Here is a 24087-nt window from a genome sequence, read left to right on the forward strand (position 1 = left end):
TATATTAAACAAAAAAACGTGAAAACTCACGTTTTATTTATTAGAATTTCGCGATATCGTCCCGATAGAAAGCGTAGTCGAACTGTATCGTTTTCGCGTCACTATACACTTTCTTCCTGGCTTCTTCAAAATCTTTCCCTGTAGCAACTAGGTTGATTACCCTGCCGCCGGCTGTATATACACCACCAGCTTTGGTGGAGGCGCCAGCCAACAGGACAGTACTTTGAGTTGCTCTGTCCAGGTGTGTAATTTCGTAGCCTGTTTCGTACTTCCCAGGATACCCACCGGAAGCCATTACAAGGCAAACCGCTTTTTCATCTTTAAACTTGAGTTCAATATCTTTTCCTTCAATACAGTCGTTAATGGTGTCCAGAAGGTTATTTTCCAAAAGCGGAAGGATCACCTGAGTTTCAGGATCCCCGGAGCGCATATTATATTCCAGCAGGTGACAGCCCTTATCGGTAACCATAAGTCCGAAGAAAATAAATCCTTTGAACATCAGGTAATTATCTTTGAGACCGGCGATGGTAGGTTCCAGGATGTTCTTGCGGAAGTCCAGCTCATGTTCTGCCGTAAACTCAGGAGTTGGTGCCACACTGCCCATACCACCCGTATTTGGTCCGCGGTTTCCGGCACCCACACGTTTGTAGTCTTTTGCAGCAATACATGGGAACAGGTCTTTACCGTTGGAGAAACAGATTATCGACGCCTCAAAGCCACGAAGATATTCCTCGATAACTACCTTGATACCGGCATCACCATAAATCTTGTCGATCATGAAGTCGTGAATGGTCTTCATAGCTTCATCCTTATCTTCGGCTAAAACCACACCCTTGCCCTGAGCCAAGCCTGAAGCTTTAATTATCAGCGGATATTTAGCAGTTTCCAAGTAGGCCTTAGCTTCTACATAGGAATTAAAGATCTGGGCATCTGCTGTTTTCACACCGTAGTCCTGCATGAATTTCTTGGAGTATGCCTTACTGCCTTCCAGTTTTGCCACTTTTTTTGAGGGGCCAAAAATATTGAGTCCTGCTTTGGTAAACTCATCTACAATGCCACTCACCAGAAATGCCTCCGGACCTACAATCGTAAGGTCAATAGCTTCTTTAGCAGCAAAATTCACCAAGTCCTGGTTATCGGTTAAGGAGATATTTTTGCCAATCTGCTCTGTTGCGGCATTTCCTTTGGCGAAAAATATTTGGCTGATCCTGCGGTCTTCAGCAAGTTTGCGGCCTATTGCAGCCTCGCGGCCACCGTTTCCTATGATTAGTACTCTCATATTAAAGTTTATTTTTTAGATGATACAAAATTACTCTTTTGGTTGAGTAATTCAAATTCGGCAATTAAAAGATTACGCCTTTTAACCGCACTTTTTAGTGGAAAAAGTGGCGCATACCAGTAAACAGCATTGGAATACCGTGCTCATTTGCAGCAGCAATGCTATCCTCGTCGCGCATACTTCCGCCGGGCTGTATAATGGCTTTAATACCTTCGGCCGCACAGTAGTCTACCACATCGCGAAATGGGAAGAAAGCATCTGAAGCCAGGACAAGATCACCGCTGAACTTCTCCTTAGCACGCTGAACCGCGTGTTCTGTAGCCCAGATCCGGTTTACCTGCCCGCCGCCGATACCAAGTGCCTGTACCCCGTTTGATACTACTATAGCGTTGGACTTCACGTATTTTACAACGCGCTGAGCAAACAGCAACGCTTTTTCCTGCTCTGCTGAGGGTTGTGCCGCAGTTACTGTTTCAATTTTATCTGAAAAGTCACTGTCTGATCCCTGAACCAGAATTCCGCCGTCCACCTTTACCCAAGTTTGTGCATCGGATACGGGATTTTTGATCTTAATGATTCTGAGATTTTTCTTTTTCCTCAGGATTTCCAGGGCATCTTCATCAAAATCCGGTGCCATTACAATTTCGAGGAAGGTTTTGTTAAGTTCCGTGGCGGTAGCAGCATCCACTTTAAAATTCATGCCAATAATGCCACCAAAAATGGATACAGGATCACATTCAAACGTTTTGGTATAGGTTTCCAGAGCTGAAGTTCCGACCGCTACTCCACATGGCGTGGAGTGTTTCACGGCACAGCAGGCCATTTCATCTTTAAACTCATTCACTACCTTCCAGCAAAGATCCATGTCACGCAGGTTGTTAAATGAAAGTTCCTTTCCGCCCAGGATTTCAAAATCCTTCATGGCACCATTTTCGGTAGTAGAAGCGTAAAAGGCCGCAGACTGGTGCGGGTTTTCTCCGTAACGGAGGTCAGCAACTTTTTTATAGGAGGCATTCAGGTACTGAGGGTATTCCTCGTCCAGCAACATTCTGGAAATTGCCGCGTCGTAAGCGGCAGTCAGGTTGAAAACCTTTCCGGCCAATTTCTTTCTGGTTTCAGCCGTTGTATTACCCGTTTCAGCCATTTCCAGCTTAACAAGATCATAATCCTGTACATCCGTAATTACGGTAACCGAATTGAAGTTCTTGGCTCCTGAACGCAGCATAGACGGTCCGCCAATGTCGATGAATTCCACTTTTTCGTCCAGTGAAATATCTGCATTTGCATTCTCAAAGAAAGGATACAGGTTAACGATAACCATATCGATAAGTCCGATTCCGTGCTGTTGTACGGTGGACATGTGTTCCTCACTGTTTCGCACCGCAAGCAAACCTCCGTGAACTTTTGGGTGAAGTGTTTTTACACGGCCGTCCAGCATTTCCGGAAATTCCGTTACCTCGTCAATCTGAATTGGATTGAGTCCCGCTTCCTTCAGGTGTTTAAAAGTACCGCCTGTGGAAACCAGTTCATAATTCTGTTCTTCTAAAAATTTTGCAAAACCGATAAGTCCGGATTTATCCGAAACTGAGATCAGCGCTCTTTTCTTTGACATCTTTCTTTCTTTACTTTTTATTTGACTGTCCCAATGTCTGTCGACCGGACATTTTTCTAACTTTTTCGGAACAAATACGAGTTGCCGTCTCAATATAATGCCACTTTATTCAACTGTCATACATTGGAATAAATTCCCATGCAGATATCGTTCGTTCCTACGGAACTCACGCCCCCAAAACCTTATTTATTGCCTTGGGGAATATTTCATATTCAATCCTATGTACTTTTTCGGCTAAACCCTCTACAGTTTCATCTTCCGCAACTTCAAATGATTTCTGAAGGATAATTTCACCTTCGTCAATCCCCGGCGTTACAAAATGAACCGTGGCACCGCTTTCAGCTTCTCCGGCATCAAGCACAGCTTGATGTACATGATGTCCCCACATTCCCTTTCCGCCAAACTTCGGCAGCAATGCGGGATGAATATTGATGATTTTACCTCTGAACTTTTCACAAAACTCCGTGCTCAGTATAGACAGAAAACCTGCAAGAATCACCAGATCCGTATCCCCGGGAACTACCTGAGCCAGTTTCAATGAAAACTCCTGACCTCTTTTAATCAAATGATGAGGAATTCCATGTTTTTCGGCGCGCTGCAGTCCGAAGCATTCACGGTCTGCGACCACCAGGGTAACCTTAGCGTCCGGAATCTCACCATTTTCGGTGCAGTCTATGATGCGCTGAAGGTTGGTGCCACCTCCGGATACCAATACAACGATATTCTTCATAAAGGAGTTCGAAACTTAATAATTGGTCAGCGCCTGACTAGTTGAGTACTATTTTCTCTTCACCTTCGGTAATCTCTCCTATTTCATAGGCATCATCCAGAAGGTTCAGGACTTTTTCCGCATGGTTGGCATCGATTACGATCACCATACCAACACCCATATTAAAGGTACCGTACATTTCAGTACGCTCTATATTTCCGCGTTTTTCAAGCTCCAGCATGACAGAAGGAATCCTGATTGCAGATGTATCGATCTGTGCAGATAATCCGTTCGGAATGATTCGCGGAATATTCTCAATGATACCGCCGCCTGTAATATGAGCGATACCGTCTACCTTAACTTCCTCCAGCAGTTTGTGTACTGGCTGATAGTAAAGTCGGGTGGGAACTAAAAGTGTTTCATAGAGCGGTTTGCCTTCAAACTCTTCGTTAAAGTCAGTGAATATTTTTCTAACCAATGAGAATCCGTTACTGTGAAATCCAGAACTGGGCAGTGCGATTATTTTATGACCCGACTTGATCTTGGAACCGTCGATGATGTTCTCTTTTTCCACAATCCCCACGCAGAAACCAGCCACATCGTAATCGCCTGGCTTGTACATACCGGGCATCTCGGCGGTTTCGCCGCCGATCAGCGAACATTCATTGTCCTTACAGGCCTTCACCATTCCCATTACGATTTCGGCAGCTATTTCTGAATCCAGTTTTCCGCACGCGAGATAGTCCAGGAAGAAAAGAGGTTTTGCACCGTGACACAGGATATCATTGGCACACATTGCGAAACAGTCCACACCAATCGAGTCATACTTCTTAGAATCGAGCGCTACCTTAAGCTTTGTGCCCACGCCATCTGTTCCACTCACAAGAACCGGGTTTTTATAACCGGCGATCTGGTAAAATGCTCCAAAACTTCCCAGGTTGTTCAGGACATTCTCATTATGGGTTTCTGCCACGGCAGATTTTATCTTATCAACGGTTTTGTAGCCTTCTTCCTTATCTACACCGGCGGATTTGTAAGTGTTACTCATGTTCATTAGGTTATACTAAAGCCAAATAAAAAAGCCGACAATCATACAGACGTCGGCTCACTATTATTTTTTGGAGGAGATTGCGCATCCCAAATCCTGGAATTTTTCACTTAGGGAATGTAATCTCTGCGGCTTCAATGTTAAAAAATTTTGTTCTGCGAAAGTAAGATTTTTTAGCGGATTTAAAAAATGGATTCAAAAAAATTACGCTTCGTTTTAATTCATTTATCTATTTTTGCTGCCAAATAAACAGACTATGGCTTCAGGATTTTTTGCGATTTTAGATGATATTGCAGCGTTGATGGACGATGTAGCGGTGACGGCCAAAGTGGCTACCCAAAAGACCGCCGGAATTTTGGGCGATGACCTGGCCGTAAACGCCGAAAAAGCGACCGGCTTTCTGGAATCAAGGGAAATTCCGGTTCTGATGAAGATTATGAAAGGTTCCTTCATTAACAAGATTATTATCGTTCCTGCGGTCTTCCTCCTACAGTGGCTGTATGCGCCTGCAATTACCATTATCCTGGTTTTCGGAGGATTTTACCTGGCCTATGAAGGTGTTGAAAAGATTATTGAATTTCTTTTTCACAGGAATAAAAAAGGTGAAGAAGTTATTGAGGAAAATGTGGCGGATGATGCAAATGGGGATGAACTGGAAAAATCCAAAATCAAGTCGGCGGTAACAACGGACTTTATTCTTTCGCTGGAGATTGTAATTATTGCGCTTGCCTCTGCAAAAGAAGGATACGAAGCCCTGAAATCACAATTTAACCCATTGCTAGTTGAAATTGTTTCGGTATCTATTGTGGCCATCATCGCTACGGTAGGTGTATACGGAATTGTAGCTTTAATCGTTCGCATGGACGATGCCGGATATAAAATCATCAAGAGGTCGGGAAAAGATAAAGGTTTTCTGGTAACGGTAGGAACTTTTCTGGTTAGTGCACTGCCGTGGGTGATAAAAGGACTTGCGGTAATCGGTACCGTAGCCCTGATATTGGTGGCCGGAGGCATCTTTGTCCACAATATTGACTGGATCCATCATCATTTTCTTCCAAATGCCAACTCCTTACTCCGGGATACACTGGCAGGTATAATAGGCGGAATCATTGCCCTGCCCGTGTTTCATTTCGGAGGGAAAGCACTCTCCATACTCAAGAAATAATAGTAGTACGATATATAAACAGAGAAAGCGGGTGAATTCCCGCTTTCTGTATGAATTGGCCAGACTTTAATTGGTAAAAAACTGCTTTACTGTCTCAATCTTTGATTTCAGTTCAGTCAGTTTTTCCGCATCAGTAATTCCAAATCCTTCTTCGAATCTGTCCCTGAAATTGGGTAAAGAGAAGGTTTCAATTACGTTGGCACCGCTGAATGGCGCGCGTTTCAAAAATACTTCAATTACATTCTTGCCACCACCGTTTCCGGGCGCAGTTGCCATCAAGAATATTGGTTTGTCTCCAAAATGCTTACGGTCTTTAATGCGCGAAATCCAGTCGAAGACATTCTTAAAAGCTGTTGAATAAGCCGAATTATGTTCAGCAAGCGACATAATGATAAGTTCGGAGCTGTCTATTTTAGCTGCAAAATCTTTTGCTAACTGAGGAATGCCATTTTGCAGTTCCCGTTCATGCTTATAAATGGGCATCTCGAAATCATTAAGGTCCAGGATTTCTACATCATCTTCATTGAAAAATAAACTGACATAAGAAATCAGTTTTTTATTGATAGATACTTCGGAATTGCTTCCTGCGAAAGCCAGTATTTTCATATTGAGGGTGAGGTTGAGGTTAAGGTTGAGGTTGAGGTTGAGATTGAGGTTGAGGTTGAGGTTGAGCTGAATAATTCAGTTAAATATATCCGAAATCAGATAACCATAGGGACTTCCATCAGTAAAATTTCTGAATCTTCAAGGGCTTCCAGTTGAAAAGCGTCTGTTTGCCAGATTCCGAAACCGTCCCGGGTTTCCAAAACCTGATCCCCGATCTTTGCGGAACCTTTCAGAATAAAGATATACACGCCGTTACCTGCTTTTTTCAGACGGTATTCCCGGCTGCAGCCTTTTTCAAAATTGGCAAGATGAAACCAGGCATCCTGATGAATCCAGACCCCATCATCCTCGGGACTAGGCGAAAGGATCTGTTGGAACGTATTTATTTCCGCATTTTCACTGATATTAATTTGGTCATACCGCGGCTGTACATTCATTTTGTTTGGAATGACCCAGATCTGGAGAAATTTCACAAGTTCATCCCTGCTCCTGTTGTATTCGCTGTGCTGCACACCCGTTCCGGCACTCATTACCTGAATTTCGCCTTTGCGGATAACGGCAGTGGTTCCCATGGAATCTTTATGTTCCAAATCACCTTCCAGCGGAATGGAAATGATTTCCATATTGCTGTGCGGGTGTGCGCCGAAACCCATGCCAGAGGCTACCTGATCATCATTGAGAACGCGCAGCGCGCCAAAGTTCATTCTTTCGGGATTGTAATAATTGGCAAAGCTGAAACTGTGATAGGATTTTAGCCAACCATGGTCTGCAAAACCTCTTGTATTTGCTTTGTGATATACAGTTTTCATATATTATTGATTTATTTCACAAATTTACCGCTCGTAATCCATTAGAACATTGACTTAGGTTAAGTTCCGTCTTCCATTAATCCGGCGTGTTTTGCGCAATAGATGTGTGAACTTTGGAGCGCAGTCAACATACAAATCTCATCAAATCCGTTATTTGAATTGATTAAGATAACTGTCCTCCAGTGGGGTCTTTATTTTAACAACATCGTCCACCACATCATTGGGCACCGTCACAGAAAGCACATACTGCTTAATTTTCCATTTGTTTCCCACCCTTTCAAGCACTCCGGAACCGCGGCAGATTTTCATCTGTGTATCCAGAATCTCATCAAACCAGGCCAACATGCCGTCTTTGCTGAAATAAATATTTCTTTTCACTGACCTGAAATTCCAGGCTTTGCCTTTATCAAAATAAGGTTTGGAATACGCCATAAACTGGTTTTTATCCCAAACTTCCGCAGCATCTGTTCCTATAAATGTGGACTCTTCCGCAAAAAGGTCAAAATAGCTTTTGAATTCTGCCTGAGCAGCAAAGGCATTAAGGTCGTCCAGAACTTTATTCACGTTTTTTTTCTGGACATTTTCGTAGAAGCCTTTATTCTGGCCGTTTACTGAAGTAAATAGTCCAATTATCACAAAGAGTACCGTAATCAGGTTGATTTTTTTCAGGACCGAATTTTTAACTGTTATTAATTAACTTTAAAAGTAGGAAAGTTTCTTCTATACAGTATGTAATTCAATATCAATTGGCAGATAATTCTTGAATAAAGATACTCAGAGAAAACTTTGGCTGAAGACTGAATAACCGGCCCGGGGTTCCCGCAGCATTTATGAACTTCATTTCAGCAAAACCGGCAAAAAAATAATTAACATTATCTGTCTGATCTCATTTTCTGTCCTGCCTGCTCTATTTTTAACGATAGAATTAATCACGAATCCACATCAGAAGCCTATCTTTGCAACTTCAAACAGCTTCAAAGAAATGTCAGATAAAAAGTTAATCACGGCCGCACTGCCATACGCTAACGGCCCCGTACATATTGGCCACCTGGCCGGTGTTTATATTCCTGCAGATGTATACGCGAGATTCCAGCGAAGGTTGGGAAAAGACGTCGCATTTATCTGTGGATCCGATGAACACGGTATTCCTATTACCATACGGGCTAAAAAGGAAGGCGTAACTCCTCAGGATATCGTGGACCAATATCATGAGGTGATTAAAAAATCCTTTTCTGACCTGGGAATATCCTTTGACGAATATTCAAGAACCACTTCCAGGAGACACCGTGAGGTGAGTCAGGACTTTTTTAAGACACTGTATGATAAAAACAAGTTTACGGAAGAGGTATCAGAACAGTATTATGATGAGCAGGCCGGTGAGTTTCTGGCTGACAGGTATATTGTAGGCACCTGTCCAAAATGTTCTAACGATGGTGCATATGGTGACCAGTGCGAAAAATGCGGCGCCACGCTTTCACCCTCAGAACTGCTGAATCCGAAATCAATGCTTAGCGGTAATGTGCCCGTGCTGAAAGAGACAAAAAACTGGTATCTGCCACTTAATGAGTATGAAGATTTCCTGAATGAATGGATTATTGAAGGTCATAAAGATGACTGGAAACCAAATGTATACGGACAGGTGAAATCGTGGCTTACAGACGGTCTGAAGCCACGCGCCATGACGCGCGACCTGAACTGGGGAGTGCCTGTGCCGCTGCCAGATGCCGACGGGAAAGTCCTGTATGTTTGGTTCGATGCTCCAATTGGCTATATAACATTTACCCAGGAATGGGCTGAGAAAAACGGCAGGGACTGGAAAGAGTTCTGGCAAAATGAAAATTCCGATCTGATTCATTTCATCGGCAAGGACAATATTGTATTTCACTGTATTATTTTCCCGGCAATGATGAAGGCGCACGGCAATTACATTATGCCTGCCAATGTTCCCGCTTTTGAATTTCTGAACCTGGAAAACGAAAAAATATCAACCTCGCGCAACTGGGCAGTCTGGGCACACGAATATGTGCAGGAATTCCCTGGCCAGCAGGATGTACTGAGATACGCGTTATTGTCTTCAGCACCCGAAACCAAAGACAATAATTTTACATGGAAAGACTTCCAGACCAAGAACAATTCTGAACTGGTAGGGATTTTTGGAAATTTCATTAACAGAGTCGCGGTCCTGATCCACAAATACTATAACGGCTTTATTCCTGAAGGTACTTTAGGCGAAACGGAACAGGCAGAAATAAAAAAAGCGGGTAGTGAGATTAAGATGTATCTGGAAAAATTTGAGTTCCGGAATTCACTTTCGGCACTTATGAATCTGGCGCGCTACGGCAACCAGTTCCTGCAGATTGAGGAACCTTGGAAAACAATAAAAGAAAACCCGGAGCAGGCTGCCAATTCACTCTTTAATGCAGCACAAATCGCAGTTGCTTTGGCTCAGTTTTCTGAACCGTTTATGCCTTTCACTTCCGAAAAGCTATTGAGAATGTTCAATTGTAATCAGCTGAACTGGCAAGACCTTAAAGACCGTGAGCTGATGATAGAAACCGGTCACCAAATAAATGAGGCCGCACTTTTATTTTCAAAAATAGAAGATGAGACGGTGGACTTCCAAATCCACAAGCTGGAACAGACCAAAGCGTCAAATAAAAAAACAAATCCTAAAGCCAATCCCATGAAAGAAGAAATACAGTTTGAAGATTTTACGAAAATCGATTTAAGAACTGCAACCATCCTTACTGCCGAGAAAGTGGAAAAAGCGGACAAACTTCTCAAATTTACCGTAGATACAGGTGTTGATGTGCGCACGGTTGTATCAGGTGTTGCTGAAAGTTTCACACCTGAGGAATGTGTAGGAAAGCAGGTAATGATATTACTGAATTTGGCGCCCAGAAAAATCCGTGGTATCGAATCACAGGGTATGCTGCTGCTGGCCACCAAACCGGATGGTAAACTGACCTTCGTGACTCCGGAAAACCAGGTTGAAAATGGCGTAGAGATTTCCTAAGACAATATCATAAAAACAGTAAAGGCAGGTCGCGGTGACCTGCCTTTTTCTTTATACCACCCGGAGGGATGCCTTACCACTCGGAAGTATTTTTAATTCCCAGCTTTTCCGGTTCAAAGACAGGGTCCCGGCCCTCCTTCTTCTGCTGTTCGTAATCTTTGAGTGTAATCAGTGCTTTTTTCTGAAGTATAAGTACTGCGATCAGGTTAAGCCAGGCCATCAAACCAACGCCAATGTCTCCCAGTGCCCATGCATTGCCGCCGGTAGTAACAGAACCGAAAACCACACTGGTAAGGAACAGGATTCGCAGTGTCCAAAGCACCGCAGGATGCATTTTTTTCTCTCTCAGATAATAGAGATTGGATTCAGCAATAAAATAATAGGCAAGAATGGTGGTGAAAGCGAAAAATAGAAGCGCGAAGGCTACAAATCCATGGCCTAAGGCCGGAAAATGAGCCGAGATGGCCGCCTGTGTAAAAAGTGCTCCCTCTTCCACTCCCGGCAGGTTATGGTGAAGGAAACCACCGTTGCCGTCGCTTACATTATACATTCCGGTGAAAAGAATCATTAGGGCTGTAGCTGTACACACGAACAATGTATCAATATACACCGAGAAAGCCTGCAGTATTCCCTGTTTTGCCGGGTGGGTTGTTGCGGCGGCAGCGGCGGCATGAGGAGCGGTCCCCTGGCCGGCTTCATTGGAGTAAATCCCCCGTTTTACGCCCCAGGCAATTGCCGAGCCCAGGATTCCGCCAAAAGTAGCCTCGGCACCAAAAGCTGATGAAAGGATCAGTTTAATCATGGCAGGTAACTGTTCAATATTAAGCCCGATGATCACCAAAGCCATAAGTATATAGGCGCCAGCCATGAAAGGAACTGCTAATTCTGAAAATTTGCCTATGCGTTTTACATCTCCTATAATAATGAGTACAAGGATAAGTACAACACCAAGTCCCACCCAAAGCGGGTCAAAGTCAAATGCGCTGTTCATACTCTGCGCAATGCTGTTGGACTGCACACCCGGCAGGAACAGCGCGCAGGCCACAATAGTGCAGACTGCAAAGAGTGCGGCGTACCACTTTTTACCCATACCCCTCTCAATATAATACGCCGGGCCACCCCGGTAATTCCCGTTTTTTTCAACTTTATAAATCTGCCCCAGAGTTGCCTCTATAAAGGCTGTGGAACTTCCAAGGAAAGCAATGGCCCACATCCAGAAAACCGCACCCGGCCCACCCATTGCAATGGCTGTAGCTACGCCGGCTATATTCCCTGTACCAACCCTGCCGGCAATGGCAATGGAAAACGCCTGAAACGGAGAAACACCTTTATCACTTGAACCTTCGGTAAACAACTGTGAAATCATGTCCTTCATAAACCTGACCTGTACAAATTTGGTTCGGATGCTGAAGTAGATGCCTGTACCAATACACAGGATAATTAAGGCATTGGACCATATAAGGTCATTAGCTGTTAGAATAACTTTTTCAAAAAATTCGGCCACAGACAGTGTTTCACTCATATATCAATAATTAAGAGCGTAATAATACAACTTTCTGTTTTTTCTGAAGGCAAAAAGTTTAGTAAATACAGGTATGGTATAAACCCTAATGCCACAGAAACCTCCATGACCCGGCTATATATCCTTCAAAAATATGATTACTGTCAGCATTCTGTAATTCACCAGCCAAACAAAATATTTTGAAGGATAATTTGATTAAATTTGGGTATAAAATTAGTTAAGATGACTACTGTAAAAACATTGTTTACAAGACTGTTTCTGCCCGCCCTTTTTGTTACTTCGATTGTTTCCTGCGACAGCCGCGACGACGAGCTTTCAAATGAACAGTATGTAGGAGCCTGGGACTGGGTGGCTACAACAGGTGTGAATGTAAATGAAAATCCCACAAATACCGGAAAGACCGCGCAGTTAATTCTGACGCCCGAAGGGACTTACACGATTAAGGAAAATGATATCGTTCAAAGTCAGGGAAATTATTCGCTTTACAAAGGAGTAACCTCTACAGACCATGTGGAGAAAATGTATATCGACTTTTCCAATGATCCGGATAAAATGGTGAACAGCGTAAATGCGACCGACCTCTCCCTGGGTGACGATTCGGTGAATGGTCTCACTTACCATTATAAAAAGTAAACCCTACTTGCCAAGAACAAACACCGCCGGAATCTTATGAAGTTCCGGCTTGTTTTTTTGCCACTCCTTAATGCTGAGTGTCCGGATAAATTCGGTTTCCGGATCATTGATGTTTGCTGCGACACAAAGTTTAGTGTTTGGAGCCAGGAATTTACAGAGATCCTCAAAGAGTGCATTATTCCGGTAGGGAGTTTCCATAAAGATTTGTGAATAACCGGTTTTCTGCACCTGAGATTCCAGCCAGAGTATTTTACTCTTCTTTTCAGACCGGTCTATGGGAAGGTAACCATGGAAGGTGAATTCCTGACCGTTGAATCCACTGGCTATAAGCGCGAGAATAATTGAAGAAGGTCCGTTTACAGGGATAACCTGAATTTTGTTTTCATGGCACCATTTCACCATAAGGTTTCCGGGATCCGCAATACAGGGAAGTCCGGCTTCGGAAAGTAAACCAAAGTCCTGACCTTTCCGCATAAGGTCCTGCGCCTCCTTCAGGTCGGAACTTTCAGAATATTTATCCAGAAGATATAGTTTCAGGTCAGCCTGCTTTTTCCCAGGTGCAAAAAATTTGATGACTTTACGCGCGGTCTTTTCATTTTCAACAAAAAAGAAGTCCGTTTTCATGATGTACTCCTCAACTGCAGGCGCAAAATAGGATGAAGGAGAATTCTCGGAAAGGTACGCAGGGATTAGAAAGAGCATAATTACTTTGCTTTAGAGGTAAGTTTATTACAGATCGCTTCGGAAGCCTGGTTCAGGAGTTCAAAAGTTTCGCGGAAGCCCTCAGCATCACTCCAGTAAGGATCCTTAACTTCATAATTATTTACATCCATACCTGCAGCTTCAAGAAAAAGTGACACTTTGTTTCTCTCTTCCTCACTGTCTGTGACTTCAATTACGTCGTGAAGTACGGTCCTGTCCATGCAGTAAATGTAATCGTAGATCTGAAAATCGTGCGGCGTAATGGGTCTTGACTTTTGTGCGGAGATATCAATTCCATATTTATGAGCGACAGCAACCGCACGCTTGTCCGGCTGTTCACCTTCATGCAGCGAAATTGTTCCAGCTGAATCGACCACAAAATGTTCCGGCAGTTTAGACGCCAGGATTCCCTCAGCCAAAGGACTGCGGCAGATGTTTCCCAAACATACGACTAGAATTTTCATGAATTTTATGTTTTAAATTTAAAAAAAACCCTTTCAGCTGGATTAAAAGTTGAAAGGGTTATTATTCTATGAGTACGGCAAAAATCTTAATGCTTTAATTTTTCCGTAAGCTCCTTTACATATTTCTTAATCTCTTTGTCAATCTTCGATACATCCTTAATCGTATCGCAGGCATACATTACTGTGGAATGGTCTTTACCACCCATTTCCTCACCAATTTTGGTGAATGTGGCATTGGTATATTCCTTGGCAAAATACATGGCAAGCTGTCTGGGTAATGCAATCTCACGCTTTCTTGTTTTGGAGAGAAGCTGATCGCGCTCTATGCCGAAATATTCGCAAACCACCTCCTGAATATAAGGAATATTGATGACTTTCTTCTTGGTGGATGAAATCTTGCTGATGGTTTCCTTCAGCAGCTCCAGGGTGAGATCCGATTTATAAATGGTGGAGTAAGCGATTACAGAGTTTATCACACCAATCAGGTCCCGCACGCTGCTCTTCACTTCATTGGCCAGGAAATCCAGCATATCATCAGACAGTTCAATACCGTCGCGGCTCAGCTTGTCGATGATGATCTTTCTGCGCGTGTCAAAATCCGGCGCTTTAATCTCGGCGGTAAGACCCCATTTAAAACGGGAAACAATACGTTCCTGGATATCCATAATATCCACAGGTGCGCGGTCAGAAGTCAGTACGATCTGTTTACCGTTTTGATGCAGATAGTCGAAGATGTGGAAGAAACTGTCCTGTGTAGCCGATTTCCCCGACAGAAACTGGATATCATCAATAATCAGGACATCCACCATCTGGTAAAAATTGGCGAACTCCGTCTGTTTGTGTGCTTTGGCGGCAGAAACGAACTGCTGTATAAATTTCTCGGACGAAAGGTAAAGAACAACTTTGTCCGGCAGTGAATTTTTTACTTCGAGACCGATGGCATGGCCAAGGTGGGTTTTTCCTACACCATAACCTCCGTGCAGAAAAAGTGGGTTAAAAGCGGTTGCACCCGGTCTTTTGGCAATTGATTTTGCCACGGTGGACGCAAATTTATTGCTTTCACCTTCTACATAACTGTCAAAGGAAAAGTCGGCCTTTAAGTTGGAGTCGATATTAATCTTCTGGATGCCGGGCACCACAAAAGGATTAACAATTTTGTCCGATGAAAAATGCTGAGGCATTGTTTCCTGTGGCTTTGGTGCCGGCGTGGATTTGCCTTTTACATTTACAGTAATTGGCTTTTCCTTTCCGGCAGGCCTGTTTTCCATTACCTGGTACCACAGTTTTACGCCTTTCCCGATGTACTTTTTCAGAGCAGCCGAAAGAAGGGACAAATAATTGTCCTCAATATATTCCTTGTAGAAATCGCTCGGAACCATCAATGTAAGGTTGTTATCAACCAGAGAAACCGGCTGAACCTTATCAAAAAGTAAATCGAAAGAATTCTCGAGCTTTTTCAGGTTGGAAGAGTCTTCGGCAGCGTTGAGATTGTCCCTCATAAACTGGAGGCATTTCTCCCAAATCAGTACTAAATTTTCATTCATTTGTTCAACTTCAATTAGGCCTCTTGTTATTAATTTTTATCGGGAAAGCAAAGATGGATAATTTAATCATTAAAAAAAAACTGTTGTACCCTTGATTATTAAAAAATATATTTGTATGTCTAAAAGAAGCCCCTTAATGATACACTCAACTAACACATTACGTGTACGTTACGCCGATACTGACCCTATGAAATATGTGTACTACGGTAACTATGCCGAATACCTGGAAGTGGCCCGCGTGGAACTTTTCCGAGGTATCGGAATGTCGTACGATGAGATTGAAAAGCGGGGAATCTGGCTGCCTGTTTCTGAGTTCAAAATTAAATATCTGCAACCTGCAAGATATGACCAAATTCTGACCATCCATACTTACGTGAAAAAAATTCCGGGAGTCAGAATCGAATTTGAATATGAGATTTTTGGCGAAGAGGGTGAACGGATTTCTGAAGCAAGCACAACTCTCTTTTTTCTGGATTCGGCAAGAAATAAAATTGTAAAATGTCCCGATTTTCTGATGAAGCTAATTCTAAATCACTGGAAAGACGAACAAAATACCGATTAACGGCTACAATGCGGCAATCGCATTAATTTTTGCACAAATAATCTAATAAATCAATTGTTTTACTATTTTTGTAAAAGAAATAAATCAAAGCTTATGAAAAAATTATTTTACTTCTTCGCCATTTTTGCTTCAGCTACTGCTTTTGCCCAGCAAAATTCAGGCAAGCCTGTGGTTCTTGTAGACGGAATGCTGGCCTCCAGCAGCCTTGTTGCACAGGATAAAAAGAATATTCAGACTACAAATAACTATAAAAGCGGAAACCTGCCGCAAAATCTTAAGAGCTTTGAGAGCCTGGCGGCTAACGGTATTACCGCAGTGAAAGTAAAAGAAAACTATTACGACAGAATTTCGCTGAAAGAACTGAACCAGGGTTTCAAGCTTGCAGATAACTCACCGGTTAACTTTGACGGTAATATCATCAGCAATACAGATCTTATTGTATTGGGTAATGTTCTGGAACACATGGAAGTTACAGAGGTAAACGGTAAGAAAATGCTTTCCATCTCGACTACACCGAAAAGTACTTCCGTCTCGGCACTTAAGTAACCTATTTCTTAAAATAAAAATCAGCGTCCTCATTGGACGCTTTTTTCATGCCCTACAGCCGGATTCAATACTTCCCTTTCCATTTCCTTTGGAGCTCGGACTCAATTTTAGTTTCCGTGGAATTATTTCCCGGTTTATAGAACTGTGTGCCTGAAATTTCCGCCGGCAAAAATTCAAGGTCCACAAAATTACCGGGATGTGAATGCGCATAGTCATAATCCCTGCCATAATCCATTTCCTTCATCAGCTTAGTGGGCGCATTGCGCAAATGCAGAGGAACGGGCAGGTCACCGGTTTTCTTCACAAAAGCCATGGCTTCATTGATTGCAGTATAGGTAGAATTACTCTTGGGTGAGACTGCCAGATATACGGCGGTTTCACTGAGGATAATCCTCGCTTCGGGATTGCCAATCACATTCACCGCCTGAAAACAGTTGTTAGCGATCACGAGGGCATTGGGATTTGCCAGTCCGATATCTTCGGCTGCCAGAATAAGCATCCTGCGCGCAATGAATTTTACATCTTCGCCACCTACCAGCATTCTTGCCAGCCAATAAACCGTTGCATTGGGATCCGAACCGCGCATGGATTTAATAAAGGCCGATATAATATCATAATGCTGCTCACCATTTTTATCATACAGCGCCATTGTTTCCTGCAGAACTTCCAGTACATCATCATTGGATATATCAGACTTGCCGCTGTTCAGGAAACTGTTCAGCACATTTTCAACCGAATTGATGAGTTTACGGGCATCACCACCGGAATATTTTATGAATGCTTCTTTTGCCGAAATACTGAAATGTGTACCGTGTTCCACATTATAATTATGAAGTGCGGTTTCTGCCAACTCCTCAAGCTTTTCGTAGGTCAGGGATTTTAATACGTAGACCTGTGACCTGGAAAGTAATGCTGAAACAACCTCAAAACTGGGATTCTCCGTTGTAGCACCAATAAGAACGATCCAGCCTTTTTCCACGGCATGCAACAGTGAGTCCTGCTGGGATTTGTTGAAGCGGTGAATCTCGTCAATAAAGAGAATTGGTGACTTACCTGAAAAAAGATTCTGCTTCTTTGCCTCATCAATAACTTCACGGACATCTTTCACTCCGCTGGATACTGCAGAAAGTTTAAAGAATTTCCGCCCCGACTGAAGGGAAATTATTTCAGCCAGCGTTGTCTTGCCGGTGCCCGGAGGACCCCAAAAAATCAGTGAATTCAGTGTGTCATTCCTGAGCATTTTGCGGATGGCGCCGTTCCGGCCTGTAAGATGCTCCTGACCCAGCACCTGATCCAGATTCTGGGGGCGCATTTTTTCGGCCAGCGGTGCATTTGCATTCATAAATTGTTAATTAAGTTTCAAAGTTAATGATTCTCACCAAAAAGGAATTCTTCACAAAGGTTTCAAAAATTTCAGTCTGTTGATTAATTAAAGTATTTTTGCACTGCTTTGAAGTTGAACTTTAACAAAATCACTACCTTCCCTTTACTCCTGCTGATCCGTTTTTATCAGTGGTTTATATCACCATTACTGCCCAAAAACTGCCGCTACGAGCCTACATGCTCACAGTACATGGCTGAAGCACTGCAGGTACACGGAGTTTTCAAAGGCCTTTGGCTGGGCGCAAAAAGGATCGCAAGATGTCACCCGTGGGGAGGCGAAGGTTATGATCCCGTGCCACCAAAAAAAATAAATAAACGATAAAAAATATGCTTACACTTTTATACACAACCTGGGACCCGTCTACAGGAATTCATTTGGGACCGATAACCCTGCACTATTACAGCCTGATGTTTGTGATTGCCTTCGGCCTGGGCTATTACCTGATGACTAAGATGTATAGGATTGATAATGTAAACCTGAAATATGTGGAACCAGTATTCACCTGGACTTTGGTAGGTACCATCCTGGGTGCAAGAATCGGGCATGTTGTGTTTTATCAGCCTGAGCTTTTCAGGCAGGATTTCTGGTCGGTATTCCTTCCGATTCAGACTGTTCCGGAATTTAAATTCACCGGTTTCTCTGGTCTTGCCAGTCATGGTGCAACCATTGCCGTAATTCTTACTACCTTGTATTATTCTTACAAAATTATTAAGAAGAACCCGCTTTGGGTTTTCGATAGGATTGCAATTGTAGTTGCCATCGGGGGAGCTTTTGTGAGGATAGGGAATTTCTTCAATTCTGAAATCATAGGCAAGCCGGCACCGGAAAACTCACCTTTTGCAGTGCTGTTTCCGCAGCAAAGTACGGAGTATGGCGCAATTGTACCCAGATATCCTACCCAACTGTTTGAAGCTACCGGTTATGTGCTGCTTTTCATCCTCCTTTGGGTACTCTACCGTTATACGAACCGCAAATACCAGCAAGGGTGGTTATTCGGGCTGTTCTTTATAGTGCTTTGGGCCATCAGGTTCTTCGTAGAATTCCTGAAAGAACCTCAGGGCGACGAATTCATCCAGTTTGCGGGCTTAAATACAGGACAGGTACTGTCTATCCCATTTATGATTGCCGGAGCGGTGATTATGTGGTACTCGCAAAAGAACAGGATCACACAGGCCGAAAATGAAAAGCCTGATTAAAATAAATGCCTCTCATATCGGGAGGCATTTTTTATAAAACTACTTCAGTTCTGTAATCCGGATCAATCCTTCATTTTCATGATACATCATGCAAAAAATCTTGTCTGCAAATTCGGGACACTGATCTGTTTTTATAAATTTCGCATTTACAACTGCACCTTCTTTATGCCTGCTGAGGATTTCTGCATTGCAAACCAGCCAGTCCTTCGAGTCCACGCGAAGATATGTTCCGGTGCAGTCCCGCGTCACAGTGGCTGTTTTAGCAGCACCACTGGCAGCACATGACCATAGTGCGGTTGTTACAAACGCTGAAAATAAAAGCTTTACTAATTTCATTTCAATTTTTTTCTGAAGCAGTATCAAAATTCACACCTCACTTGCCAAAGCCAGAAAAACATTGCCGATTTCATCAAGCAGATCAGTAGCCAGCATGGCTTCCTGCGACCATTTTTCGGCTGCCAGATCACCGGCTTTTCCATGAATCCACACGGCCAGTACAGCTGCCTGTTCCGTGCTGTATTTCTGAGCCAAAAGTGCTGTAATCATTCCCAAAAGAACATCTCCACTACCACCCTTGGCCATACCGGCGTTACCGGAAGTGTTATAATACACCTCTCCGCTGGATGTGATGACCTGCGTATGATGGTCTTTTAATACAATGCAGATATTCAGTTCTGCCGCCATTTGTTTGGCTAAAGAGGTACGATTGAAAGAGTCGGAAGTCTTGCCGAACAGACGTTCAAATTCCCGGGGATGCGGGGTAATGATGCTTTGGGCGGGAAGCAATCGGAGAAATTCCGGATTTTCAGCCAGAATATTGAGGGCATCTGCATCCAATACCAGGGGCTTACGCCATCTATGTAAAAAGTCGCGCAGTGCCGCTGCAGTTTCCGGATGTCTGCCCAGACCGGGACCCACACCAACCACGGTGTCTTCACCGGCTTCAAAAGCTGTGAGATGAGTGGTGCCAAAGGCTTCAAACATTGCTTCAGGACATGCAGTCTGCAGAATGTTATATCCGCAGGAAGGTCCGGCCGATACCGTAATGCCGCTCCCAGTCCTAAGCGCACCCCGTACCGCGAGCACCGCAGCACCGGTCTTACCGTAACTTCCGGCAACAATAAGGCTTTTTCCAAAATTGCCCTTATTTGAAAAGGAACTTCTTCGATGGAAGGATTTACGTATTAATTGCTCATCGACCGTAAACTGCTCAGAGGTTTCGGCCTCATAAAATTCTTTGGACAGACCTATACCCAGTAGGACAACCTTACCACAAAAAACACCGGTTTCAGGATATAGAAAAGTCTTTTTAGGCGATTGAAAAGTGAGTGTATAATCTGCGCTGACAACCACAGAATCAGGACCGGAATATTCGTCGGCATCCAGACCGGATGGCAGATCAACTGATACCTTCATGTTGTCGAGCGCATTTAATTTAAGGACAGCGCTCCTATAAACGCCTCTGAGATTTCCGCTGAAACCGGAACCAAAAAGTGCATCGATAATAATCACTTTTCGGTCGAGTCCAACTTCCGGAAAAATGTTTAAGTCATATAAAGTTATACCAGATACCTGCTGCAGCGCCTCCAGGTTAGACTGCGCATCTTCTGTTTTAGGTAAATTTTGCAGGTCTGCATAAACAGTGACATCAGCACCTTCAGAGTGGAGCAAACGTGCAACAGCAAAACCATCGCCTCCGTTATTCCCGGGTCCGCAGAGTACGCAGTATTCCACACTGCTTCCAAAACGGTTAATGATCCAGGCAGTACAGGACTTGGCAGCACGCTCCATTAGCTGAAGTGATGATATCTTTTCAATCTCAATGGTAAAACGGTCCCACTTCCTGATCTGGTTTGCCGAGAAAATTTTCATTATTAATTTGAATATCTAAAAATAATGATTTAAAAGTAAAAATTTAGGAAATGAATCTTTCAACTTATCTGAAACATGGTTGTTCTCAGTAATATTTCATTAAATTTGAGTGAATAAAAACTTAAATTATGGGCTTTATACAGGAATTTAAAGAATTTGCATTCAAAGGAAATGTGATGGATTTGGCAGTGGGTGTGATCATTGGTGCTGCCTTTGGAAAAATCGTAACCTCTCTGGTGGAAGATGTCATCACACCACTTATACTGAATCCAACCCTGGAAGCGGTAAATGCGGAAAACATCGCACAACTTTCGTGGAATGGAGTGAAATATGGCAGTTTCCTGTCGGCAGGCATCAGCTTTCTCTGTATCGCAATGGTGTTGTTCTGGCTCATTAAGGCAGCCAACAAGGTAACACGCCCAACGCCGGCCGCGGCGCCAGGACCAACGAAGGAAGAACAGCTGCTCACCGAAATCAGGGATTTACTGAAGGAAAAGAGCACCAACCAGTAATACACCTGCTTCCGTAGTAATTAGGGAACCTGAAGTATACTGCAAATCTGCTGGGCAAGGGACAGACCAATTCTGTCCTGTGCTTCCAGCGTGGATGCTCCCGTATGAGGTGTTAATGATATGGCCGGATGACTGAGTACAGCCTGTGACGGAGTAGGCTCATCTGCGAATACATCCAGGCCCGCAAACCTGATCCTCCCCGAATCAAGCGCCCGAAGCAAAGCTTCCTCATCTACCACACCTCCGCGCGAACAGTTAATTACTGCTGCACCCTCCATCATTATGCCGAATTCCTTATCACCAATCATAAAGCCGCCTGCCTGACCCGGAACATGCAGGGTAATAAAGTCTGCGTGGCGCAGGACTCCATCCAGTGGCTCGGTTTCAATATCCACATTGATAAACTGGCTGTTGTAAAATTTGACTTTAATGCTGGCTCTGCCCACATTACTGTCGGCAGCTATAACGCGCATTCCCAGGCCAAGTGCAATACGGGCTACTTCCTGACCAATCCGGCCCATACCAATAATGCCGATGGTCTTGCCGCGAAGCTCAATGCCTTTTTCATAGGATTTCTTAAGTTGAGAAAAATGCGTATGTCCACTTACAGGCATCTGCCGGTTGGAGTCCTGAAGATAGCGGCATCCCGAAAAGAGATGGGCAAAAACCAGTTCCGCAACCGATTCGGAAGAAGCAGCAGGTGTATTGATGACATGAATCCCTTTTTGCCTCGCATAATCCACATCTATATTGTCCATGCCTACACCTCCCCGCCCAATGATCTCCAGCGTAGGACAGCGGTCAATAAGTTCACGCCGCACCTCCGTAGCGCTGCGTACAATTAAGGTGCGGATGCTGTTTGCGTTGATGTATTCTGATAAGAAATCCTGTGGGATCTTTTCTGTGATTACCTGGAAACCTTTGGATTCCAAAATATCAATCCCGGACTGATCCAGTCCGTCATTAGCTAATATTTTCATAGTCGTATTAAATATCCGGTTGGGGAGAAGGCTTTGAAAGATGACTTCCCTGCAATTAAACTCTGTCAATTTTAAAACCTTAAAAATGCTGCCGGGTTCAGATTCGCCTACAATTTTACAATAATTACTGTTGCCCAGTACTCCAACTGCTAAATTATATTTAAATATTTCCCCACTCGCCTTATATGTCCTAAATTTGTAAGGATGGAAGAACATGTTGTGCTGGTTTCTGAAAAGGATGAGGTTTTGGGAACCATGGAAAAGATGAAAGCTCATGAAAACGGTATTCTGCACCGTGCTTTCTCGGTTTTCCTCTTTAATGATAAAGGTGAAATGTTGCTGCAGCGCAGGGCTTCAGGAAAATACCATTCGCCTGACCAGTGGACCAATGCGGTGTGTTCCCACCCCCGACTGGAGGAATCATATCTGGAAGGCGCCCAGCGACGGATGAGGGAAGAATTGGGAATACAAACCACTCTTGCAGAAAAGTTTCATTTTATTTATAAGGCCGATGTTGGTCAGAATCTTTGGGAACATGAGCTTGATTATGTTTTCACAGGTACTTACAATGGAGAAATTCATCCAAATAAAGATGAGGTGAGCGAAACACGATTTATTACAATGGAAAAGCTCGATATGGAAATGCAGGCCAATCCGAACCAGTTTACGGAATGGTTCAAAATAATCCTGGAAGAATACAAACACCATCTGTAACTTTTTAAGAAATGGCGGAATAAGTAGGGATTTCCGCGACCAAATATGAATAATCTGAATTAAATAATTAAGCAATGACTAAAAGAACTGCGCTGTTTGACAAGCATGTGTCGCTAGGAGCGAAAATGGTACCTTTTGCAGGATTTGATATGCCTGTACAATATTCCGGTGTTACGGAAGAACATTTTGCAGTGCGCGAAAAGGTTGGGATTTTCGATGTGTCCCATATGGGTCAGATTTTCGTTGAGGGACCGACAGCTAAAGATTTGTTACAATATGTAACTACCAATAATTTAGATACACTGGAAACGGGTAAAGCGCAATACACCTGCCTGCCGAACGGCAATGGAGGGATTGTGGACGATCTGATCATCTACAAAATGGCAGATGAGAAATATTTCGTTGTGGTGAACGCTTCCAATATTGAAAAGGACTGGAATCATCTTGTAAAGCATAACGAGCGTTTCGGTGCAAAACTGACCAACGCATCAGACGATATGTCGCTTATCGCCGTGCAGGGTCCTAAGGCTGCTGAAACACTTCAAAAACTTACCGATACCAACCTTGCAGATCTGCCTTACTACCATTTTACCGAGGGAACAGTTGCAGGAGTGCAGGACGTAATCATTTCCAACACGGGATATACCGGCAGCGGAGGTTTTGAGATCTACTTCAGAAACGGTGATGCGGTGAAGATCTGGGAGTCTTTAACAGAGGCTGGTGAAGAGTTTGGTCTTATTCCCTGCGGACTGGCGTCCAGAGATACTTTACGCCTTGAAAAAGGATTTTGCTTATACGGTAACGATATTGATGACACTACATCACCTTTGGAAGCGGGCCTTGGCTGGATTACCAAATTCGACAAGGATTTTGTGGATAAGGAACGGCTTGCAAAACAGAAAGAAGAAGGAATTACCAAAAAACTTGTTGGTTTCGAGATGCAGGAAAGAGCCATCCCAAGACATGACTATCCCGTAGTAGACGCGGAAGGCAATGTTATTGGCAGGGTGACCTCCGGAACCATGAGCCCAATGAAATCAACAGGAATTGGCCTTGCCTATGTGGACAAACCACATTACAAGACAGGAACGGATATCTATATACAGATCAGGAACAAGAATATACCTGCTAAAGTTTTGAAGACACCTTTCGTTTAGGGTCTTCTGCTGAATTTAAAGCGCCGCCCGGAAAAATTCCGGGCGGCGCTTTTGT

General features: G+C 43.6%; 25 protein-coding genes. 10 read left to right on the forward strand and 15 right to left on the reverse strand.

Annotated features, from left to right (window positions below; translation table 11 throughout):
* Positions 1 to 40 precede the first annotated feature (40 nt).
* The 4 genes from purD to purM all read right to left on the reverse strand — a co-directional run bounded on the left by purD (position 41) and on the right by purM (position 4648).
* Complete coding sequence (purD, locus tag P0M11_RS06075; protein ID WP_275624885.1) at positions 41 to 1279, reverse strand: phosphoribosylamine--glycine ligase; 1239 nt, start codon at positions 1277 to 1279, stop codon at positions 41 to 43.
* A gap of 94 nt (positions 1280 to 1373) precedes the next feature.
* The gene (purH, locus tag P0M11_RS06080) at positions 1374 to 2891 is read right to left on the reverse strand and encodes a bifunctional phosphoribosylaminoimidazolecarboxamide formyltransferase/IMP cyclohydrolase (RefSeq protein WP_275624886.1); all 1518 of its coding nucleotides are present in this window, start codon (positions 2889 to 2891) and stop codon (positions 1374 to 1376) included.
* Positions 2892 to 3057: 166 nt separating this feature from the next.
* A complete protein-coding gene (gene purN, locus P0M11_RS06085; RefSeq protein ID WP_275624887.1) occupies positions 3058 to 3621 on the reverse strand; it encodes a phosphoribosylglycinamide formyltransferase in 564 nt (187 codons plus the stop codon).
* 37 nt (positions 3622 to 3658) lie between these two features.
* On the reverse strand, positions 3659 to 4648 hold the full coding sequence (gene purM / locus P0M11_RS06090; RefSeq protein WP_275624888.1) for a phosphoribosylformylglycinamidine cyclo-ligase: 990 nt from the start codon (positions 4646 to 4648) through the stop codon (positions 3659 to 3661).
* A gap of 256 nt (positions 4649 to 4904) precedes the next feature.
* Here purM and P0M11_RS06095 point away from each other — a divergent pair, with 256 nt between their 5' ends.
* Positions 4905 to 5813 carry a DUF808 family protein gene (locus P0M11_RS06095; protein ID WP_275624889.1) on the forward strand — a complete coding sequence of 303 codons (909 nt, stop codon included), beginning with the start codon at positions 4905 to 4907 and terminating at the stop codon, positions 5811 to 5813.
* 66 nt (positions 5814 to 5879) lie between these two features.
* Here the strand turns inward: P0M11_RS06095 and P0M11_RS06100 are convergent, their stop codons facing one another.
* The 3 genes from P0M11_RS06100 to P0M11_RS06110 all read right to left on the reverse strand — a co-directional run bounded on the left by P0M11_RS06100 (position 5880) and on the right by P0M11_RS06110 (position 7864).
* Positions 5880 to 6419, reverse strand: coding sequence for an NAD(P)H-dependent oxidoreductase (locus tag P0M11_RS06100; protein WP_275624890.1), 540 nt, complete (start codon positions 6417 to 6419; stop codon positions 5880 to 5882).
* A 95-nt stretch (positions 6420 to 6514) separates the two neighbouring features.
* Positions 6515 to 7228: a pirin family protein gene (locus P0M11_RS06105; protein ID WP_275624891.1), complete on the reverse strand. Its 714-nt coding sequence runs from the start codon at positions 7226 to 7228 to the stop codon at positions 6515 to 6517.
* A 150-nt stretch (positions 7229 to 7378) separates the two neighbouring features.
* Positions 7379 to 7864, reverse strand: coding sequence for a nuclear transport factor 2 family protein (locus P0M11_RS06110; protein WP_275624892.1), 486 nt, complete (start codon positions 7862 to 7864; stop codon positions 7379 to 7381).
* Between the two features lie 316 nt (positions 7865 to 8180).
* Between P0M11_RS06110 and metG the strand changes: the two genes are divergently transcribed.
* A complete protein-coding gene (gene metG, locus P0M11_RS06115) occupies positions 8181 to 10244 on the forward strand; it encodes a methionine--tRNA ligase (RefSeq protein WP_275625328.1) in 2064 nt (687 codons plus the stop codon).
* 73 nt (positions 10245 to 10317) lie between these two features.
* On the opposite strand, the gene P0M11_RS06120 is transcribed toward metG, so the two are convergent.
* Positions 10318 to 11766: an alanine/glycine:cation symporter family protein gene (locus P0M11_RS06120; RefSeq protein WP_275624893.1), complete on the reverse strand. Its 1449-nt coding sequence runs from the start codon at positions 11764 to 11766 to the stop codon at positions 10318 to 10320.
* Positions 11767 to 11988: 222 nt separating this feature from the next.
* Here P0M11_RS06120 and P0M11_RS06125 point away from each other — a divergent pair, with 222 nt between their 5' ends.
* The gene (locus P0M11_RS06125) at positions 11989 to 12399 is read left to right on the forward strand and encodes a hypothetical protein (protein WP_275624894.1); all 411 of its coding nucleotides are present in this window, start codon (positions 11989 to 11991) and stop codon (positions 12397 to 12399) included.
* 3 nt (positions 12400 to 12402) lie between these two features.
* On the opposite strand, the gene P0M11_RS06130 is transcribed toward P0M11_RS06125, so the two are convergent.
* From P0M11_RS06130 to dnaA, 3 genes are all read right to left on the reverse strand, one after another.
* Complete coding sequence (locus P0M11_RS06130; protein WP_275624895.1) at positions 12403 to 13101, reverse strand: SAM-dependent methyltransferase; 699 nt, start codon at positions 13099 to 13101, stop codon at positions 12403 to 12405.
* Positions 13102 to 13103: 2 nt separating this feature from the next.
* Positions 13104 to 13565: a low molecular weight protein-tyrosine-phosphatase gene (locus tag P0M11_RS06135; RefSeq protein WP_275624896.1), complete on the reverse strand. Its 462-nt coding sequence runs from the start codon at positions 13563 to 13565 to the stop codon at positions 13104 to 13106.
* Between the two features lie 86 nt (positions 13566 to 13651).
* Positions 13652 to 15109: a chromosomal replication initiator protein DnaA gene (dnaA, locus tag P0M11_RS06140; protein WP_158063843.1), complete on the reverse strand. Its 1458-nt coding sequence runs from the start codon at positions 15107 to 15109 to the stop codon at positions 13652 to 13654.
* A 136-nt stretch (positions 15110 to 15245) separates the two neighbouring features.
* Here dnaA and P0M11_RS06145 point away from each other — a divergent pair, with 136 nt between their 5' ends.
* Both P0M11_RS06145 and P0M11_RS06150 read left to right on the forward strand, forming a co-directional pair.
* Positions 15246 to 15671, forward strand: a complete 426-nt coding sequence (locus tag P0M11_RS06145; RefSeq protein ID WP_275624897.1) for a thioesterase family protein — start codon at positions 15246 to 15248, stop codon at positions 15669 to 15671.
* A 93-nt stretch (positions 15672 to 15764) separates the two neighbouring features.
* Complete coding sequence (locus tag P0M11_RS06150; RefSeq protein WP_275624898.1) at positions 15765 to 16217, forward strand: hypothetical protein; 453 nt, start codon at positions 15765 to 15767, stop codon at positions 16215 to 16217.
* Between the two features lie 64 nt (positions 16218 to 16281).
* Here the strand turns inward: P0M11_RS06150 and P0M11_RS06155 are convergent, their stop codons facing one another.
* Positions 16282 to 17559: a replication-associated recombination protein A gene (locus tag P0M11_RS06155; RefSeq protein ID WP_275624899.1), complete on the reverse strand. Its 1278-nt coding sequence runs from the start codon at positions 17557 to 17559 to the stop codon at positions 16282 to 16284.
* 108 nt (positions 17560 to 17667) lie between these two features.
* On the opposite strand from P0M11_RS06155, the gene yidD reads away from it, so the two are divergent.
* Both yidD and lgt read left to right on the forward strand, forming a co-directional pair.
* Positions 17668 to 17922 (forward strand): membrane protein insertion efficiency factor YidD, encoded by a 255-nt coding sequence (yidD, locus tag P0M11_RS06160; protein ID WP_275624900.1) that lies wholly within the window; start codon positions 17668 to 17670, stop codon positions 17920 to 17922.
* A 5-nt stretch (positions 17923 to 17927) separates the two neighbouring features.
* Positions 17928 to 18797, forward strand: coding sequence for a prolipoprotein diacylglyceryl transferase (gene lgt, locus P0M11_RS06165; protein WP_275624901.1), 870 nt, complete (start codon positions 17928 to 17930; stop codon positions 18795 to 18797).
* Between the two features lie 39 nt (positions 18798 to 18836).
* On the opposite strand, the gene P0M11_RS06170 is transcribed toward lgt, so the two are convergent.
* A complete protein-coding gene (locus tag P0M11_RS06170) occupies positions 18837 to 19133 on the reverse strand; it encodes a hypothetical protein (protein WP_275624902.1) in 297 nt (98 codons plus the stop codon).
* A gap of 30 nt (positions 19134 to 19163) precedes the next feature.
* A complete protein-coding gene (locus P0M11_RS06175) occupies positions 19164 to 20669 on the reverse strand; it encodes an NAD(P)H-hydrate dehydratase (RefSeq protein WP_275624903.1) in 1506 nt (501 codons plus the stop codon).
* Positions 20670 to 20797: 128 nt separating this feature from the next.
* Here P0M11_RS06175 and mscL point away from each other — a divergent pair, with 128 nt between their 5' ends.
* Positions 20798 to 21181, forward strand: a complete 384-nt coding sequence (gene mscL / locus P0M11_RS06180) for a large conductance mechanosensitive channel protein MscL (protein ID WP_158063835.1) — start codon at positions 20798 to 20800, stop codon at positions 21179 to 21181.
* Between the two features lie 20 nt (positions 21182 to 21201).
* Here mscL and P0M11_RS06185 read toward each other — a convergent pair whose 3' ends face one another.
* Positions 21202 to 22161: an NAD(P)-dependent oxidoreductase gene (locus tag P0M11_RS06185; protein ID WP_275624904.1), complete on the reverse strand. Its 960-nt coding sequence runs from the start codon at positions 22159 to 22161 to the stop codon at positions 21202 to 21204.
* Positions 22162 to 22365: 204 nt separating this feature from the next.
* On the opposite strand from P0M11_RS06185, the gene idi reads away from it, so the two are divergent.
* On the forward strand, positions 22366 to 22875 hold the full coding sequence (idi, locus tag P0M11_RS06190; RefSeq protein ID WP_275624905.1) for an isopentenyl-diphosphate Delta-isomerase: 510 nt from the start codon (positions 22366 to 22368) through the stop codon (positions 22873 to 22875).
* A 74-nt stretch (positions 22876 to 22949) separates the two neighbouring features.
* On the forward strand, positions 22950 to 24032 hold the full coding sequence (gene gcvT / locus P0M11_RS06195) for a glycine cleavage system aminomethyltransferase GcvT (protein ID WP_275624906.1): 1083 nt from the start codon (positions 22950 to 22952) through the stop codon (positions 24030 to 24032).
* The last annotated feature ends 55 nt before the right edge of the window (positions 24033 to 24087 follow it).

It is taken from the genome of Kaistella sp. PBT33-4 (assembly GCF_029194425.1).
Taxonomy (GTDB): Bacteria; Bacteroidota; Bacteroidia; order Flavobacteriales; family Weeksellaceae; genus Marnyiella.

Excerpts from the sequence above, each read along its gene's own strand:
- mscL (WP_158063835.1), top strand. The coding sequence starts at position 20,798 with ATGGGCTTTATACAGGAATTTAAAGAATTTGCATTCAAAGGAAATGTG.
- P0M11_RS06100 (WP_275624890.1), bottom strand. The coding sequence starts at position 6,419 with ATGAAAATACTGGCTTTCGCAGGAAGCAATTCCGAAGTATCTATCAAT.
- P0M11_RS06175 (WP_275624903.1), bottom strand. The coding sequence starts at position 20,669 with ATGAAAATTTTCTCGGCAAACCAGATCAGGAAGTGGGACCGTTTTACC.
- P0M11_RS06185 (WP_275624904.1), bottom strand. The coding sequence starts at position 22,161 with ATGAAAATATTAGCTAATGACGGACTGGATCAGTCCGGGATTGATATT.
- purN (WP_275624887.1), bottom strand. The coding sequence starts at position 3,621 with ATGAAGAATATCGTTGTATTGGTATCCGGAGGTGGCACCAACCTTCAG.
- P0M11_RS06155 (WP_275624899.1), bottom strand. The coding sequence starts at position 17,559 with ATGAATGCAAATGCACCGCTGGCCGAAAAAATGCGCCCCCAGAATCTG.
- purM (WP_275624888.1), bottom strand. The coding sequence starts at position 4,648 with ATGAGTAACACTTACAAATCCGCCGGTGTAGATAAGGAAGAAGGCTAC.
- P0M11_RS06145 (WP_275624897.1), top strand. The coding sequence starts at position 15,246 with ATGATACACTCAACTAACACATTACGTGTACGTTACGCCGATACTGAC.
- P0M11_RS06105 (WP_275624891.1), bottom strand. The coding sequence starts at position 7,228 with ATGAAAACTGTATATCACAAAGCAAATACAAGAGGTTTTGCAGACCAT.
- P0M11_RS06125 (WP_275624894.1), top strand. The coding sequence starts at position 11,989 with ATGACTACTGTAAAAACATTGTTTACAAGACTGTTTCTGCCCGCCCTT.
- P0M11_RS06095 (WP_275624889.1), top strand. The coding sequence starts at position 4,905 with ATGGCTTCAGGATTTTTTGCGATTTTAGATGATATTGCAGCGTTGATG.
- purD (WP_275624885.1), bottom strand. The coding sequence starts at position 1,279 with ATGAGAGTACTAATCATAGGAAACGGTGGCCGCGAGGCTGCAATAGGC.
- dnaA (WP_158063843.1), bottom strand. The coding sequence starts at position 15,109 with ATGAATGAAAATTTAGTACTGATTTGGGAGAAATGCCTCCAGTTTATG.
- P0M11_RS06150 (WP_275624898.1), top strand. The coding sequence starts at position 15,765 with ATGAAAAAATTATTTTACTTCTTCGCCATTTTTGCTTCAGCTACTGCT.
- gcvT (WP_275624906.1), top strand. The coding sequence starts at position 22,950 with ATGACTAAAAGAACTGCGCTGTTTGACAAGCATGTGTCGCTAGGAGCG.
- purH (WP_275624886.1), bottom strand. The coding sequence starts at position 2,891 with ATGTCAAAGAAAAGAGCGCTGATCTCAGTTTCGGATAAATCCGGACTT.
- P0M11_RS06170 (WP_275624902.1), bottom strand. The coding sequence starts at position 19,133 with ATGAAATTAGTAAAGCTTTTATTTTCAGCGTTTGTAACAACCGCACTA.
- lgt (WP_275624901.1), top strand. The coding sequence starts at position 17,928 with ATGCTTACACTTTTATACACAACCTGGGACCCGTCTACAGGAATTCAT.
- idi (WP_275624905.1), top strand. The coding sequence starts at position 22,366 with ATGGAAGAACATGTTGTGCTGGTTTCTGAAAAGGATGAGGTTTTGGGA.
- P0M11_RS06130 (WP_275624895.1), bottom strand. The coding sequence starts at position 13,101 with ATGCTCTTTCTAATCCCTGCGTACCTTTCCGAGAATTCTCCTTCATCC.
- P0M11_RS06135 (WP_275624896.1), bottom strand. The coding sequence starts at position 13,565 with ATGAAAATTCTAGTCGTATGTTTGGGAAACATCTGCCGCAGTCCTTTG.
- P0M11_RS06120 (WP_275624893.1), bottom strand. The coding sequence starts at position 11,766 with ATGAGTGAAACACTGTCTGTGGCCGAATTTTTTGAAAAAGTTATTCTA.